This is a genomic window from Escherichia sp. MOD1-EC6162 (assembly GCF_002965125.1).
Classification (GTDB): Bacteria; Pseudomonadota; Gammaproteobacteria; order Enterobacterales; family Enterobacteriaceae; genus Escherichia; species Escherichia marmotae.
Genome location: NZ_PTSB01000049.1, coordinates 1 through 17,134 on the forward strand (window position 1 = coordinate 1; position 17,134 = coordinate 17,134).

12 protein-coding genes and 1 pseudogene are annotated in these 17,134 nt (G+C 51.0%); 8 read left to right on the plus strand and 5 right to left on the minus strand.

The window, feature by feature from the left end; translation table 11 throughout:
- From A9587_RS25590 to A9587_RS23395, 4 genes and pseudogenes are all read left to right on the plus strand, one after another.
- Positions 1 to 127: pseudogene (locus A9587_RS25590) on the plus strand (hypothetical protein); the annotation flags it as partial.
- Positions 128 to 208: 81 nt separating this feature from the next.
- Entirely contained in the window at positions 209 to 2,197 is a 1,989-nt protein-coding gene (hmsP, locus tag A9587_RS23375) for a biofilm formation regulator HmsP (protein ID WP_105264003.1), read from the plus strand.
- A 182-nt stretch (positions 2,198 to 2,379) separates the two neighbouring features.
- Positions 2,380 to 3,666 (plus strand): C4-dicarboxylate transporter DctC, encoded by a 1,287-nt coding sequence (gene dctA / locus A9587_RS23385; protein WP_000858222.1) that lies wholly within the window; start codon positions 2,380 to 2,382, stop codon positions 3,664 to 3,666.
- Positions 3,667 to 3,885: 219 nt separating this feature from the next.
- Positions 3,886 to 5,382, plus strand: a complete 1,497-nt coding sequence (locus tag A9587_RS23395; protein WP_038354762.1) for a M16 family metallopeptidase — start codon at positions 3,886 to 3,888, stop codon at positions 5,380 to 5,382.
- Positions 5,383 to 5,477: 95 nt separating this feature from the next.
- Here A9587_RS23395 and kdgK read toward each other — a convergent pair whose 3' ends face one another.
- Positions 5,478 to 6,407, minus strand: coding sequence for a 2-dehydro-3-deoxygluconokinase (kdgK, locus tag A9587_RS23400; RefSeq protein ID WP_001517301.1), 930 nt, complete (start codon positions 6,405 to 6,407; stop codon positions 5,478 to 5,480).
- A 231-nt stretch (positions 6,408 to 6,638) separates the two neighbouring features.
- Between kdgK and pdeH the strand changes: the two genes are divergently transcribed.
- Both pdeH and A9587_RS23415 read left to right on the plus strand, forming a co-directional pair.
- Positions 6,639 to 7,406 carry a cyclic-guanylate-specific phosphodiesterase gene (gene pdeH, locus A9587_RS23410; protein ID WP_000621117.1) on the plus strand — a complete coding sequence of 256 codons (768 nt, stop codon included), beginning with the start codon at positions 6,639 to 6,641 and terminating at the stop codon, positions 7,404 to 7,406.
- 69 nt (positions 7,407 to 7,475) lie between these two features.
- The gene (locus A9587_RS23415) at positions 7,476 to 9,536 is read left to right on the plus strand and encodes an AsmA family protein (RefSeq protein ID WP_105264004.1); all 2,061 of its coding nucleotides are present in this window, start codon (positions 7,476 to 7,478) and stop codon (positions 9,534 to 9,536) included.
- A gap of 181 nt (positions 9,537 to 9,717) precedes the next feature.
- On the opposite strand, the gene A9587_RS23420 is transcribed toward A9587_RS23415, so the two are convergent.
- The 3 genes from A9587_RS23420 to A9587_RS23430 form a co-directional block, all read right to left on the minus strand.
- Positions 9,718 to 11,040: an MFS transporter gene (locus A9587_RS23420; protein WP_001149022.1), complete on the minus strand. Its 1,323-nt coding sequence runs from the start codon at positions 11,038 to 11,040 to the stop codon at positions 9,718 to 9,720.
- 409 nt (positions 11,041 to 11,449) lie between these two features.
- Entirely contained in the window at positions 11,450 to 12,463 is a 1,014-nt protein-coding gene (yhjD, locus tag A9587_RS23425) for an inner membrane protein YhjD (protein ID WP_000191245.1), read from the minus strand.
- Between the two features lie 48 nt (positions 12,464 to 12,511).
- The gene (locus A9587_RS23430; protein ID WP_105264007.1) at positions 12,512 to 13,411 is read right to left on the minus strand and encodes a LysR family transcriptional regulator; all 900 of its coding nucleotides are present in this window, start codon (positions 13,409 to 13,411) and stop codon (positions 12,512 to 12,514) included.
- Between the two features lie 518 nt (positions 13,412 to 13,929).
- Here A9587_RS23430 and A9587_RS23435 point away from each other — a divergent pair.
- On the plus strand, positions 13,930 to 14,532 hold the full coding sequence (locus A9587_RS23435) for a helix-turn-helix transcriptional regulator (protein WP_001165765.1): 603 nt from the start codon (positions 13,930 to 13,932) through the stop codon (positions 14,530 to 14,532).
- A gap of 51 nt (positions 14,533 to 14,583) precedes the next feature.
- On the opposite strand, the gene A9587_RS23440 is transcribed toward A9587_RS23435, so the two are convergent.
- On the minus strand, positions 14,584 to 16,233 hold the full coding sequence (locus A9587_RS23440) for an alpha,alpha-trehalase (RefSeq protein WP_105264005.1): 1,650 nt from the start codon (positions 16,231 to 16,233) through the stop codon (positions 14,584 to 14,586).
- A 495-nt stretch (positions 16,234 to 16,728) separates the two neighbouring features.
- Between A9587_RS23440 and A9587_RS23445 the strand changes: the two genes are divergently transcribed.
- Positions 16,729 to 17,134, plus strand: a 406-nt coding sequence (locus A9587_RS23445) for a pyridoxal-dependent decarboxylase (protein WP_236942434.1), incomplete at its 3' end; no start/stop codon positions are given.

Here is a 17,134-nt window from a genome sequence, read left to right on the forward strand (position 1 = left end):
CGATATCCAGCAGGCGAAAGATTATGCGCCCAGCCATTTCCTGCTCTATGTACGGTATTCCGCCGCCGGATGGCAGGGCGACATGGATTTACCGCCGCAGCCGCTGATACCTTACGCCGACTGGTAAGTTTTCAGATAGCGCCTCTCTTAATGCCGCTGCGATCGGGTATACTCGGGCGGCAATCTGGGATTTCCGGGGGGAGACAATTTGCGCGTTAGTCGCTCGTTAACAATTAAGCAGATGGCAATGGTGGCGGCCGTTGTCATGGTATTCGTTTTTGTTTTTTGCACTGTTTTGCTGTTTCATCTGGTACAGCAGAACCGCTATAACACGGCTACGCAACTGGAAAGCATTGCTCGCTCTGTCCGCGAACCCTTATCTTCCGCCATTTTGAAAGGTGATATTCCGCAGGCGGAAGTTATTCTTGCCAGCATAAAACCGGCGGGTGTGGTCAGCCGCGCCGATGTTGTATTACCTAACCAGTTCCAGGCGCTACGTAAAAGTTTTATTCCAGAGCGCCCGGTGCCAGTGATGTTCACCCGATTGTTTGAGTTACCGGTACAAATCTCGCTGGGCGTCTACTCGCTGGAGCGTCCGGCCACCCCGCAGCCGATTGCCTATCTGGTGTTACAGGCAGATTCCTTCCGCATGTACAAGTTCGTGATGAGCACCGTCTCTACGTTAGTGACCATTTACTTACTTTTGTCACTCATCCTGACGGTGGCGATTAGCTGGTGCATTAACCGACTGATATTACATCCTTTACGTAATATTGCTCGCGAACTAAACGCCATTCCACCGCAAGAGATTGTTGGTCATCAACTGGCCTTGCCGCGTCTGCATCAGGACGACGAAATCGGTATGCTGGTGCGCAGTTACAACCTTAATCAGCAATTGTTGCAGCGCCATTATGAAGAACAGTGCGAAAATGCGATGCGCTTCCCGGTGTCGGATTTGCCAAACAAAGCCTTGCTGATGGAGATGCTGGAGCAGGTGGTTGCACGTAAACAAACCACCGCACTGATGATCATCACTTGTGAAACGCTGCGTGATACCGCAGGCGTGCTGAAAGAGGCGCAGCGGGAAATCCTGCTACTGACGCTGGTGGAGAAAATCAAATCTGTGCTGTCGCCACGCATGATCCTCGCACAGGTCAGCGGCTATGACTTCGCTGTTATCGCCAACGGCGTACAGGAGCCGTGGCACGCCATCACATTAGGTCAGCAAGTGCTTACTATCATGAGCGAGCGTTTGCCAATTGAACGTATTCAACTGCGTCCACACTGTAGCATTGGTGTGGCGATGTTCTATGGCGATCTTACTGCCGAACAACTTTATGGTCGTGCTATTTCAGCGGCGTTTACTGCTCGTCATAAAGGGAAGAATCAAATTCAGTTCTATGATCCGCAGCAGATGGAAGAAGCTCAACAGCGGCTGACGGAAGAGAGCGATATCCTTAATGCACTGGAAAATCATCAGTTTGCTATTTGGTTGCAGCCACAGGTGGAGATGACCAGTGGCAAATTAGTCAGTGCGGAAGTGTTGTTGCGTATCCAGCAACCGGATGGTAGTTGGGAATTGCCGGATGGGCTAATCGATCGAATTGAGTCCTGTGGACTGATGGTTACCGTTGGTCATTGGGTGCTGGAGGAGTCCTGTCGGCTGCTTGCCGCCTGGCAAGAGCGCGGCATTATGCTGCCGTTGTCGGTGAACCTCTCGGCGCTACAGCTTATGCACCCGAATATGGTGCCGGATATGCTGGAGTTGTTAACCCGCTATCGCATTCAGCCGGGAACGCTGATTCTGGAAGTGACAGAGAGTCGACGTATTGATGACCCGCAAGCGGCGGTGGCGATCCTCCGTCCGCTGCGAAATGCCGGAGTACAGGTGGCACTGGATGATTTCGGCATGGGTTACGCAGGGCTACGTCAGTTGCAGCATATGAAATCGTTGCCAATAGACGTGCTGAAAATCGACAAAATGTTCGTTGAAGGCTTGCCAGAAGATAGCAGCATGATTACCGCAATTATCATGCTGGCGCAAAGTCTGAACCTACAAATGATTGCCGAAGGCGTGGAGACTGAAGCGCAACGCGACTGGCTGGCAAAAGCGGGCGTGGGTATTGCCCAGGGCTTCCTTTTTGCACGGCCACTCCCCATTGAAATCTTCGAAGAGAGTTACCTGGAAGATAAATAACTACCCCAAACTGATTACAAAACTTTAAAAAGTGCTGGTTTGTGCGAGCCAGCTCAAACTTTTTAACCTTTTTGTTTCAATTATGATCCAGGTACATTTCTGTGATGTTGTCTGGGTGTTATTTTAAGGCCGCAGGTACACCATAACCTTACAAGACCTGTGGTTTTACTAAAGGACACCCTATGAAGACCTCTCTGTTTAAAAGCCTTTACTTTCAGGTCCTGACAGCGATAGCCATTGGTATTCTCCTTGGCCATTTCTATCCTGAAATAGGCGAGCAAATGAAACCGCTTGGCGACGGATTCGTTAAGCTCATTAAGATGATCATCGCTCCCGTCATCTTTTGTACTGTCGTAACTGGCATTGCGGGCATGGAAAGCATGAAGGCGGTCGGTCGTACCGGCGCTGTCGCACTGCTTTACTTTGAAGTTGTCAGTACCATCGCGCTGATTATTGGTCTTATCATCGTTAACGTCGTGCAGCCTGGTGCCGGAATGAACGTCGATCCGGCAAGTCTTGATGCGAAAGCGGTCGCGGTTTACGCCGCGCAGGCGAAAGATCAGGGCATTGTCGCCTTCATTATGGATGTCATCCCGGCGAGTGTTATTGGCGCATTTGCCAGCGGTAACATCCTGCAGGTGCTGTTGTTTGCCGTCCTGTTTGGTTTTGCGCTCCATCGTTTGGGTAGCAAAGGCCAACTGATTTTTAACGTTATCGAAAGTTTCTCGCAGGTCATCTTCGGCATTATCAATATGATCATGCGCCTGGCACCCATTGGTGCGTTTGGGGCGATGGCGTTTACTATCGGTAAATACGGCGTCGGCACACTGGTGCAACTGGGGCAGCTCATTATCTGCTTCTACATCACCTGTATCCTGTTTGTGGTGCTGGTACTGGGTTCAATCGCTAAAGCGACCGGTTTCAGTATCTTCAAATTTATCCGTTATATCCGTGAAGAATTGCTGATTGTTCTGGGGACGTCTTCTTCCGAGTCAGCGCTGCCGCGTATGCTCGACAAGATGGAGAAACTCGGTTGCCGGAAATCGGTGGTGGGGTTGGTTATCCCAACAGGCTACTCGTTTAATCTTGACGGAACATCGATATACTTGACGATGGCGGCGGTGTTTATCGCCCAGGCCACCAACAGTGAGATGGATATCGTCCACCAAATCACGCTGTTAGTTGTGTTGCTGCTTTCTTCCAAAGGGGCGGCAGGGGTAACGGGCAGTGGCTTTATCGTGCTGGCGGCGACGCTTTCAGCCGTGGGTCATTTACCGGTGGCTGGTCTGGCGCTGATCCTCGGCATCGACCGCTTTATGTCGGAAGCTCGTGCGCTGACTAATCTTGTCGGTAATGGTGTCGCAACCATCGTGGTAGCGAAGTGGGTTAAAGAACTGGACCACAAAAAACTGGATGATGTGCTGAATAATCGTGCGCCGGATGGCAAAACGCACGAATTATCCTCTTAATCTCACTACTTATGCCCGCACTCCCTTCCCCGAGTGCGGGTGTTTGCGCATAATTGACCCCTGTGCCCGAACTGACCCCCTGGGTGAGTTCGGGTTTATTTCACTTCCTCCGTGACATTTTCATGTTCTTGCGGTCTAACACGAAGTGTTTTTAACGTCATTCAGACTGACCGACAACGGGCAGTCTTTTATTACCAGGATAGTTGATCAGGGGTTCACATGCAGGGCACAAAAATTCGACTTTTAGCGGGCGGTTTGCTGGTGATGGCCACTGCTGGCTATGTGCAGGCAGATGCGCTCCAGCCTGATCCAGCATGGCAACAGGGGACGCTCTCCAACGGTTTACAGTGGCAAGTGCTGACCACGCCTCAGCGTCCCAGCGATCGTGTTGAAATTCGCCTGCTGGTTAATACCGGTTCGCTCGCTGAAAGTACACAACAGAGCGGTTACAGCCACGCTATTCCTCGTATTGCGCTAACGCAAAGCGGTGGCCTGGAAGCAGCACAGGCACGTTCATTGTGGCAACAGGGGATCGACCCTAAGCGTCCAATGCCGCCGGTGATCGTCTCTTATGACACCACGCTGTTTAATCTTAGTTTGCCAAATAACCGTAACGACCTGCTGAAAGAAGCGCTCTCTTATCTGGCGAATACGACCGGCAAGCTGACCATCACGCCAGAAACGGTAAACCATGCGTTGCAAAGCCAGGACATGGTGGCAACCTGGCCAGCCGACACCAAAGAAGGCTGGTGGCGCTATCGTTTGAAAGGATCTACCTTGCTAGGTCACGATCCTGCTGATTCGCTGAAACAACCCGTTGAGGCGGCGAAAATTAAAGATTTCTACCAGAAATGGTACACCCCAGATGCTATGACGCTGCTGGTGGTGGGTAATGTTGATGCGCGCTCGGTTGTCGACCAAATCAACAAAACCTTTGGCGAATTGAAAGGCAAACGTGAAACACCGGCACCAGTGCCGACGCTTTCTCCGCTGCACGCCGAAGCGGTAAGCATTATGACTGACGCAGTGCGTCAGGACCGGTTATCCATTATGTGGGACACGCCGTGGCAGCCGATTCGTGAGTCAGCGGCGCTCCTGCGCTACTGGCGTGCTGATCTGGCCCGTGAGGCGCTGTTCTGGCATGTTCAGCAAGCACTAAGCGCCAATAACAGCAAAGATATCGGCCTCGGTTTTGACTGCCGTGTGCTGTATCAGCGTGCGCAATGTGCCATCAACATCGAGTCGCCAAACGACAAACTGAACAGCAACCTGAATCTGGTTGCGCGTGAACTGGCGAAAGTTCGTGATAAAGGCCTGCCAGAAGAAGAGTTCAACGCTCTGGTTGCGCAAAAGAAACTGGAGTTACAGAAACTGTTTGCTGCTTATGCGCGAGCTGATACCGATATTCTGATGGGGCAGCGGATGCGTTCACTGCAAAATCAGGTCGTCGATATCGCGCCAGAGCAATATCAGAAACTGCGTCAGGATTTTCTTAACAGCCTGACGGTAGAAATGTTAAATCAGGATCTGCGTCAGCAGTTGTCGAACGACATGGCATTAATTCTGCTGCAGCCGAAAGGTGAGCCGGAATTTAACATGAAAGGATTGCAGGCCGCCTGGGATCAAATCATGGCACCATCTACTGCGGCTGCCGCCACATCTGTAGCCGCAGATGATGTGCATCCTGAAGTGACGGATATTCCACCCGCACAGTAATGCCTGATGGTGATGAGTTAGCACAACCATCAGGCATTTATGGAAGAGCTGGATAGAGGAGTAACACTTTATCCAGCCTTTTGCATATGCTGCTTTTACGCTGGCATCGCCTCACGCGGGATAATCGCGCCGCGATACTGAATCACGGTGCTGGCAGTCAAATGCCCGCGTTTTGCCGCTTCTTCTGCACTGCCGCCGGTAAGGCGTACCGCCAAATAACCGGCGCTGAAAGAGTCGCCCGCAGCGGTGGTGTCGATCACTTTTTCTTTCGGCAGTTTTACCGCCGGAACGTCCACTAACCCTTCGCCCACAATGGACACCAGGCAAGAATCTGCGCCGCGTTTCACCACCACTTCTTTCACGCCCGCGTTATGGGTACGCGCAATGACGTCTTCCACCGGCTGTTGACCCCACAGCGCATCTTCATCATCCAGCGTCAGGAAAGCGATGTCCGTGCATTCCAGCATTTGCTGGTAGACCTGCTGCGTCTCTTCTTTGCTGGCCCACAGGCGTGGACGGTAGTTATTGTCGAAAATTACTTTCCCGCCATTGGCGCGGCATTCGCGCAGCAGAGAAAGCAGTTTTTCGCGACTGGTGGGGCTTAAGATCGCCAGGCTAATGCCGCTCAGATAGAGATAATCAAAATTCGCCAGTTCTGCACAAATCGCCGCCGATTGCTCGCTCTCCAGCCAGAATTTGGCCGCGGCTTCGTTACGCCAGTAGTAGAAAGTCCGTTCGCCGGTGCTGTCGGTTTCAATGTAATAAAGACCCGGCAGACGGTTTTCCATCCGTTGGGTCAGGGAAGTATCGACGTTCTCTCCGTGCCAGGCGTCCAGCATCTGCTGACTAAAACTGTCCGTTCCCAGCGCCGTTACGTAATGAACGGTTAATGCCGCAGGATCGACCTGACGAGCGATGTAGACGGAAGTGTTCAGGGTATCGCCGCCGAAACCGCGCTTAACGTCTGCGCCTTTCTCGGAAAGCTCAATCATGCATTCGCCAATCACGGCAATCTTTTTGGACATAGTCGTGAACCTGATCTGTAAAAAATTAGCGTTAGTTTGCGCTGCGGTGGTTTGTTGGTCAACTATATTAAAACACTGTTCCATTATTTTTTTGAGCCAGAACGTATTCCTGAGAAATTCCGTCGTTGCGCGGGCAAATTAACTCCTCTCTGGCGGTAAAGTTCTGCCGTAGCGCGCCGATAATATTTGTCGAGTCCGGCCAGTATCACTTTTAAACACAGGACATCTTCGATGATAAGGCAGGTTATCCAGCGAATAAGCAACCCTGAAGCAAGCATCGAGAGCTTGCAGGAACGGCGTTTTTGGTTGCAATGTGAGCGAGCTTACACCTGGCAGCCGATTTACCAGACTTCCGGGCGATTGATGGCCGTGGAGCTTTTAACGGTTGTCACGCATCCCGATAATCCTTTGCAACGACTGCCGCCAGATCGTTATTTTGCCGAAATCACCGTCAGGCATCGGATGGATGTGGTGAAAGAACAGATTGATTTACTAGCGAAAAAAGCCGCGTTCTTTGCTGAGCACGGTCTGCTGGCATCGGTTAATATTGATGGTCCTACACTTCTCGCCCTGCGTCAGCGGCCGGAGATTTTACGCCAGATTGACCGTCTTCCCTGGCTGCGCTTTGAACTGGTGGAACACATCCGCCTGCCGAAAGATTCAACATTTGCCTCAATGTGCGAATTTGGCCCGCTGTGGTTGGATGATTTTGGCACCGGGATGGCAAACTTTTCTGCGCTAAGTGAAGTGCGTTATGACTACATCAAAATCGCTCGCGAGTTGTTTGTGATGCTGCGCCAGTCGCCGGAAGGCCGCACGCTCTTTTCCCAGCTTTTGCATTTGATGAACCGCTACTGCCGCGGCGTGATTGTCGAAGGTGTCGAGACTGAGGAAGAATGGGGCGATGTGCAAAATTCTCCCGCATTCGCTGCACAAGGCTGGTTTCTTTCGCGCCCTGCGCCGATAGAAACGCTGGATTCAGTGGCGCTGGCTCTGTAAGCCGCCTCATTTTTCGCCTGGCTGGACTATCTTTAGGACTGGCACAGGAAGAACATGAGGAAGCGAACTATGAGCAAGGCAGGCAAAATAACCGCAGCGATTTCAGGGGCTTTCTTGTTGTTGGTCGTCGTGGCGATCATTTTGATTGCGACTTTTGACTGGAATCGTCTCAAACCGACCATCAACCAGAAAGTCTCTGCGGAATTGAATCGCCCCTTCGCTATTCGTGGCGATCTGGGCGTGGTGTGGGAGCGGCAAAAACAAGAAACCGGCTGGCGTAGCTGGGTGCCGTGGCCTCATGTGCACGCAGAAGACATCATTCTCGGCAACCCGCCGGATATTCCCGAAGTAACGATGGTGCATTTGCCGCGCGTAGAAGCGACGCTGGCTCCGCTGGCGCTGCTGACCAAAACGGTCTGGTTGCCGTGGATCAAGCTGGAAAAGCCTGATGCGCGCCTGATTCGCCTCTCTGAAAAGAACAACAACTGGACGTTCAACCTCGGCAACGATGACAACAAAGACGCGAATGCAAAACCGTCGGCGTGGTCGTTTCGGCTGGATAATATTCTGTTCGATCAAGGGCGGATCGCTATTGATGACAAAGTAAGCAAAGCGGATCTGGAGATTTTTGTTGATCCGTTAGGCAAGCCGTTGCCGTTCAGCGAAGTGACCGGATCGAAAGGTAAAACGGATCAAGAAAAGGTGGGCGATTACGTTTTTGGCCTGAAAGCACAAGGGCGCTATAACGGCGAACCACTCATGGGGACGGGTAAAATTGGCGGTATGCTAGCGCTGCGTGGTGAAGGGACACTGTTTCCGGTGCAGGCTGATTTTCGCTCCGGTAACACCCGTGTCGCTTTTGATGGCGTGGTGAATGACCCAATGAAAATGGGCGGCGTCGATTTACGGCTTAAATTTTCTGGCGATTCGCTGGGTGATCTCTACGAACTGACCGGCGTTCTGTTGCCCGATACGCCGCCGTTTGAAACCGATGGCCGACTGGTAGCGAAAATCGACACTGAAAAATCGTCGGTCTTTGATTATCGCGGCTTTAACGGGCGCATTGGTGATAGCGATATTCATGGTTCTCTGGTCTACACCACCGGCAAACCACGACCAAAATTGGAAGGTGACGTCGAGTCGCGGCAGTTACGGCTGGCAGATCTGGGGCCGTTGATTGGCGTTGATTCCGGGAAAAGTGCGGAAAAGTCGAAACGGTCTGAACAGAAGAAGGGCGAAAAGAATGTTCAGCCTGCGGGCAAAGTGCTGCCATATGACCGCTTCGAAACCGATAAATGGGATGCGATGGATGCCGATGTCCGTTTTAAAGGTCGGCGCATTGAGCATGGCAGCAGTCTGCCGATTAGCGATCTTTCTACCCATATCATCCTCAAAAACGCCGACCTGCGCCTGCAACCGCTGAAATTTGGCATGGCGGGCGGCAGTATTGCGGCGAACATTCATCTGGAAGGGGATAAAAAACCGATGCAGGGTCGGGCGGATATTCAGGCTCGTCGGCTGAAACTGAAAGCGTTGATGCCGGATGTGGCGCTGATGCAGAAAACACTGGGTGAAATGAACGGCGATGCTGAACTACGCGGTAGCGGCAACTCGGTGGCGGCGCTGCTGGGAAATAGTAATGGCAACCTGAAACTGTTGATGAATGACGGGCTGGTGAGCCGTAACCTGATGGAGATTGTCGGCTTGAACGTCGGTAACTACATTGTCGGTGCGATTTTTGGTGATGACGAGGTGCGGGTGAACTGCGCGGCGGCGAATCTGGATATTGCCAACGGCGTGGCGCGTCCGCAGATTTTTGCTTTCGATACTGAGAATGCGTTGATTAATGTTACCGGCACGGCAAGTTTTGCTTCGGAGCAACTGGATTTAACTGTCGATCCAGAGAGCAAAGGTATTCGGATTATCACGCTGCGTTCGCCGCTGTATGTCCGCGGAACGTTCAAAAATCCGCAGGCAGGGGTGAAAGCAGGGCCGTTGATTGCCCGTGGTGCTGTTGCGGCAGCACTGGCAACGCTGGTGACACCTGCGGCGGCATTACTGGCGTTGATATCACCTTCAGAAGGTGAAGCTAATCAGTGCCGGATGATTTTGTCGCAGATGAAGAAGTGATGATAATTGCCGGATGTCTGGCATCCGGCAATTAAACAGATTTAGATTGTTGGCAAAGTGTGCTTTGTTCATGCCGGATGCGGCGTGAACGCCTTATCCGGCCTACTAATCCTTGCGAATTCAATACATTGTATGGAAATTCAGGCCTGATAAGCGTAGCGCATCAGGCTTTTCACTCTTATTACAACGACTGATGTCGCGTCTCATGCGTCAGCAGCAGAGCGATTAGCGTCAAGCCGGCCATCGCCGCCAGATATAACCCTACCGCACCTAACCCGTAGTGAGTCTGCAGCCAGGCCGCGATATACGGTGCAACGGAAGCCCCGAGAATCGACGATACGTTGTAAGAGAATGATGCTCCGGTGTAACGCACTTCCGTTGGGAACAGCTCTGGCAACAGCGCGCCCATTGGCCCGAAGGTCAGCCCCATCAGACTTAACCCCAGCAGCAGGAAGGCAAAAACCAGAATCGGGTTGCCAGAACCGAGCAGTGGGTTAAAGGCGAACAGTGCGAACAGGATGATCAGTGTGGTGATGATTACCATGCTTTTACGACGACCAAAGGCATCAGCCAGCAATCCGGCTACCGGCACCATCACGCCAAAACCGATTACTGCCATCATCAGCATCCACAGCACTTCATTGCGCGGCAGGCCAAGCCCGACTGGCGCGGCGGCGGTACTGAAGGTCATTGAATAGACGGTCATGATGTAAAACAGCGTATAGGTCGCCAGCATGATAAAGGTGCCGAGTACCGTAACGCGTACGTGTTTGGTCAGCAGCGTACCCAGCGGGATCTTCACCTGCTTTTTCGCTTTAGCGACTTTCTCAAACACCGGCGACTCATGCAGCGACACGCGAACATACAGGCCGATAATCACCAGCACCGCCGAGAAGATAAACGGCACGCGCCAGCCCCAGCTCATAAACTGCTCGTCGGTTAGCAGCCAGGAAAGCAGCAGGAAAGTGCCGTTGGCAAAGAAGAAGCCAATCGGTGCGCCCAACTGCGGGAAGGAGCCATACAGCGCACGTTTACGCGGCGGCGCATTTTCGGTCGCCAGCAGCGCTGCGCCGCCCCATTCACCGCCTAATCCCAGGCCCTGACCAAATCGAGCCAGCGCCAGCAGCAGCGGGGCGAAAATACCAATCGTTGCGTAGCCAGGCAGCAGGCCGATGACCACCGTCGAAATTCCCATCGTTAGCAAAGAGGCGACCAGCGTCGCTTTACGCCCAACGCGATCGCCAAAATGACCAAACACGGCAGAGCCGATGGGGCGCGCGACGAAAGCGATAGCGAAGGTCGCGAGCGACTGTAGTGTCGCCGCCGCCGGATCGCCCTGCGGGAAGAAGATATGCGGGAATACAATAACGGCCGCAGTGGCGTAAATGTAGAAGTCGAAAAACTCAATGGCCGTGCCAATGAGGGAGGCGACAAGGACTTTATTACGCGAGTTGATCGGCGTGTATTCTTGCTCGTTGTCGAGTGTTGTGGCTGTTGCTTGCATAATTTTTTCTTATTTTTTGTCTAACGAATAGCCATATTACGCACAGCAAAAGTGATATTTCAATGTGTAACAAACCACGAAAACGACTAAAAACCAGGCAAAAAGGGGATAATGTTTAGGCTGGTGATTTTTCTTCTATGAAATGCTTCACATAATTTCATAAATAGTCGATAAAACTGGTTTTAGGTTAAATAAAAGTTACCAACTGGATTTATATGCTGAGCTTATGAGTTGGCATGAAATTGTTTGCTCCTGAAGCGATACTGAAAAGGCGCAGGGGGAAGAGTTTCAGGAGGTTATGTGCGCGTTATAGCCGGATGCGATGCTGGAGCATCTTACCCGGCCAGGGGGAGCCAGACCGAATAAATTCGTAGGCCGGATAAAGCGTTTGCGCCGCATCCGGCATATTTTAATGTTGTGTTTTACCCGGCATTCGCGGGTCATCTTTGTACTCGGCGGTGGCAATCCACGCCGCGCAAAACAGCGTCAGACGGGCGAAGAAGTAGAAAAATGCCATCAGCCCCAGCACGGAACCAAAGGCTGCGCCGGAGGGGGATTTCATCAGCGATGGCAGGGTGTAGGTCATCACAATTTTAATCACTTCAAAACCAATAGCTGCGATGAATGTCCCGCGAATTAGCGCCTTTTTCCGTGGGCGGTGACGCGGCAGCCGCCAGAAGATCCAGAAGAAAAGCAGATAGTTGGCGAAGATGGAAATCGCCAGGCCAATCAATCGCCACGTCGGTTTCAGCCACTCAATGCTATTAAGGTGTAATGCGCTAATAATCATTTGCTGCGCAGAACCGGCAACGGAGGTGATTGAGAGCGTCACAATCAGCGCAATCAACAAACCAATCAGCGAAATAAAATCACGCAGATATTTAACCCAGAATTTTTCTTGATCTTGCGGCGAACGTTCCCAGACATCACGCGACTGGGCGCGAATTGCTTCACGTAAATTGCCCATCCAGTTGATGCCGGAATAAAGTGCCACCGCCAGGCCAACAAGACCTACGGTAGTACGCTGCTGAACAGCGGTGTTGATGGTGTTTTTCAACGTGGCGGCAAGCGTTGGATCGCTGATGTTTTGCAGAATTTTGTCGAAGATATCCTGTAACAGCATCGGATGCGAAGCCAGCACAAAACCCCCAGCGGCAAACGACACCATCAAAATCGGGATCATCGACAAAAACGAGAAATAGGTGATCGCTGCGCCAAACTGATTACCCAGTCGATCGTTAAAGCGTTCAGTCGCGCGAATCAGGTGCGCGATGATCGGTTGGCGTTGGACTTTTTCGGCGGTGGTGGTGACAGTTTCCAGCACCTGGCTGACTTTGCCGCCTTTATCGCTATTATCCAGATGCTTAATCGGCTCATGCTCCAGATCCTGGGTGGGACGTTTGATCTCGTTTTCCTGCGTCATCCGCTCTTTAGTCCTTCAGTCGTTGTCTGTCTTAAAAAGTATAGTCGGTCAGTCCAGGTGCTCTTTCATTACGCCTGCAACCCACTGCATAAACAGGTTTACACGGCGGGAAAGCTCCCGACGCTGAGGGTAAACCAGGGAAATGGAGAGTGGAGCGGCGCGATAGCTGGGCAACACTTCAATAAGCCGTCCGGCGCGCAGGGCTTCGCGCACGGCGATGCGGGGGATCTGAATAATCCCCAGCCCCGCCAGACCGGCGGCGAGATAGGTTTCGCTACTGTTTACCGTCAACATGCCGCCGGACTTAAACCACTGGACGCCATGACCACTGGCAACCTCAAAACCCAATGGGTGCACGCCCAGATGTGGCGTGTAATGCACTACCGCGTGTGAAGTCAGATCGTCGGGATTTTGCGGATAACCAAAGCGCGTCAGATAGTGCGGACTGGCACAGTTGACCATCGTCAGTTTGCCGAGTGGACGGGTGATGAGTCCATCGTCGGGTAACGTATCTGTGCGAACCACACAATCAAAGCCATCATGAAGAATATCTACCTGACGGTCGCTGCTGCTTAATTCGAGTTCAATACCCGGATACTGATACAGAAAATCGGGTAACCGCGGCAGCAACAAATTTTTCGCCATTCCGACCGGGATATCGACGCGCAATTTACCGCTGATGCTGGTGGTATCCTGCAAAAACAGGCCGTCCAGTTCGTTGAGATTACTCAACACATCTTTCGCCCGTTGATAATAGGTCATACCATCCGGCGTCAGTTGTACCCGCCGCGTGGTACGCTGGAGGAGCTGGGTGCCAAGCTGGTTTTCCAGTGCCTGGATTTGACGCGAGACGCTACCTTTCGGCAGAGCAAAGAAATCTGCCGCGCGGGAAAAACTTTCCAGCTCCGCGACTTTGATGAACAACTGCATTGCGTGAATTTTATCCATTTCTTTGACCGATTGTTGTTCACAGCGAAACAGTAACGCGCATATCGCATTATTTATTGTTTTTTCTAACATCTAATGCATGATTTCACAACGGTGCAACGCAGAAAGTGAGGATATTTTAGAGAATAAAGGGTGGATTAGCGTTCCCTGAATAGAGAAATAACCAGCAGAAGGTCATAATTTTGACTCATTTCATAAAATGCACAAACAGCGTATTGCGGATTAGTGCGCAATCTAATCATTTTCTTTAACCGTAGACGTTATTAAAACGAGCGATAAATCTACTTTACTTGCCTGAATGCGGTGCAAAATATAAGGAATTCCTTAAGAATTTTTTAAATAGTGCCCTCGACATGTAATTTCGGGCATTTAGCTGTAACTATTTATATCGGTAACTATTTTCTACGTTTCATCTCTGTAGAATGGCCACCGCCAAATGGCGAATTCTTATTTTGTCTCTCGGGTAATACCCTTCCACTACTTAAGTCTTTTTAACGTATTCAGGTGGAGATTCAGTAATGCAAATAATCATGTTTGACAGGCAGTCAATATTTATTCATGGAATGAAAATCAGTTTACAACAGCGTATTCCAGGGGTAGGTATTCAGGGCGTCAGTCAGGCAGATGAGCTATGGCAAAGACTTGAAAGCTATCCCGAAGCCTTAGTGATGTTGGATGGCGATCAAGACGGTGAATTTTGCCAGTGGTTATTGCAAAAAACCGTGGTGCAATTTCCTGATATTAAAGTGTTAATCACGGCGACGGATTGCAACAAACGATGGTTGCAGGAGGTTATCCACTTTAATGTGATGGCCATTGTGCCGCGTGATTCAACCGTTGAGACGTTCGTATTGGCGGTAAACAGTGCGGTGATGGGCATGATGTTTCTGCCCGGCGACTGGCGAACAGCGCCGGAAAAAGAGTCGAAAGATCTCGCATCATTAAGCGCCCGCCAGCGGGAAATTTTAACCATGCTGGCGGCAGGCGAATCGAATAAAGAGATTGGCCGGGCGTTAAATATCAGCACCGGAACGGTAAAGGCGCATCTGGAATCGCTTTATCGACGTCTGGAAGTGAAAAACCGAACCCAGGCGGCAATGATGTTAAATATCTCCTCCTGAAGAGGATAATTTTACAGCCAGCAGGATATTAGCGGCTGGCTGTAAAAAATATTACGGTTCGCCGTATAAACCAATTAAACGGCGTGCCACACCGTTGGTCCAGCCAAACCCGTCCTGTAACGGATATTCACCGCCGCCGCCTTCGCGGGAGATACCATCGGCAATATGGTATTTCTCGATCAGTTTGTGGTGTTCCTGGTAGAACTGATTTACCGTCTTCAGCCAGCTACGAGCGATCTCATCACCCAGATGGTCATCTCCGTACATTTTAAATCCCTGAATCGCCATCCATTGTAACGGTGCCCAGCCGTTGGGTTTATCCCACTGCTCACCGGTTTCATACTCGCTTGCCAGAATCCCGCCAGGTGTCAGTAAACGGCTTCGCACGGCATTTGCCAGACGATCGGCCTGTTCGTGGTTTGCCATGCCGACATATAACGGCACGATGGCCGCAGCGGAAAAGAGAGCCTGTTGTTCGCGCCGCCAGTCGTAATCGCGGTAGATTCCGTTTTCATCATCCCAGAGATAACGGTTTACCGCATCGCGGCGGGCGCTGGCTTTTTGGCGAAACAGCGCTTCTGTCTCTCTATCACCTTTCAGCGCCGAGATGTTGGCGATGGTACTCTCCAGTTTAAACAGGAAAGCGTTCAGGTCGATGGGGATGAACTGGGTGGTGCGAATACTCGCCAGACGACCCGCGTCACGCAGCCAGCGGGAGGAGTAATCCCAGCCAGAAGCCGCGCCCGCACGTAAATCGCGATACACTTCGTTGGGGGGGCGACCGGAATGTTTTGCGGTTTCTACGTCCTCAAGCCAGGATTCGTCGCGCGGTGTGTCACGGTCATCCCAGTAGCGGTTAAGCAGCGAACCGTCCGACATCCTAACGACATGGCGATAGGCCTGATTGGGGATCAGCGATTCTGCACCGTCCATCCAGAAGGCATATTCCATTTTCAGATGATCAAGATAACGGCGTGCGCCGCGTACCCCATCTTCTTCAAACAGCTCCACCATCAGAGCGAAAACCGGTGGCTGTGAGCGGCTCAAATAGTAGGTGCGGTTGCCGTTGGGGATGTGGCCGTAGTTTTCGATCATCCAGGCGAAGTTATCGGCCATGCATTTCAGTAAATCTTCGCGTCCGCTTTCCGCCAGCCCCAGCATGGTGAAATAGGAATCCCAGTAGTAGGTTTCGCTAAAACGGCCTCCGGGGACAATGTACGACTGCGGCAGCGCCAGCAGAGAAGACCACGGGATGTGATCTTGCGGTTCGCGGGTTAACACTGGCCATAGCTGGTCGATATGCTCTTTTAGTGAGTTTTGTGGGTCCGATACATACTCGCTGGAGTAGACTTCCGGTAACCAGAAGTGATTTTCAACGAATCGGCGCAAGTCAAAATCACGGTGGCGGCGAACCTTACGGTAGCGGATTAATATATCCAGCGGGTCCATTTTCGGCGCACAATCGGGAAAGGTTTTACTGTCGGGGAAAATTTTTGCCGACTGAACATGTTCGAACAGTTCGAGATAGCGGTCAGCAGGCGTTAGCGCGTCAGAGGCAGGCAATCCCTCAATCATTTCGGGTTCTGGCTCTGCCTCGAGCATCTCATCCAGTTTTAATTCATACGGATCCAGCTCATAACAGAGATCGACTTCGATCGTCAGTTCGTCTGGATTAGGGGTTTGAATTTTCTGATTGAGCATAAGGATCCGACCTCCGAAATTCGTCGCTAATTATCGGGCTTTCCTTTAAGGGTAGTCATTCGTTCCGCCTGGTGGGCGACAAAGCGTGCGGTAGATCACGTTTATTAATGGAGAAAAAATATAACTCACTAATATTCAAAGAGAATATTATATATGTTGTTTCCCGTCATTCTTCACTTTCGGAATAGTCATGTAATCTGTTGAGAAATCAGGATATGTCATTGTTGTTACGAATAAGAGTAGCGGCTACCTGTGTAATAATGCAGAAGGTCACCAACTTTTTTGTAATTAAAATAAAAATTAATAAAGAAATGCCAAAATATACATTTGTTTTAATAAGCTATAAATATAATATTATTAGCGATAACTGATTATATAAATAACGTTATTTCACTCTTAGGATTTTGTTATTTAAATTACACCGGCAACTCCTTGCGTCTATTACAGATAAATCCTACTTTTTTATTGCCTTCAAATAAATTTAAGGAGTTCGAAATGGACCAGAAGTTGTTAACGGATTTCCGCTCAGAACTACTAGATTCACGTTTTGGCGCAAAGGCAATTTCCACTATCGCGGAATCGAAACGTTTTCCGCTGCATGAAATACGCGATGACATCGCATTCCAGATTATCAATGATGAATTATTTCTCGACGGTAACGCCCGTCAGAATCTGGCGACTTTCTGCCAGACCTGGGACGATGAAAATGTCCATAAATTGATGGATTTGTCGATAAATAAAAACTGGATCGACAAAGAAGAATACCCGCAATCTGCAGCAATTGACCTGCGTTGCGTAAACATGGTTGCTGATCTGTGGCACGCGCCTGCGCCGAAAAACGGTCAGGCCGTTGGCACCAACACCATTGGTTCTTCCGAGGCCTGTATGCTCGGCGGGATGG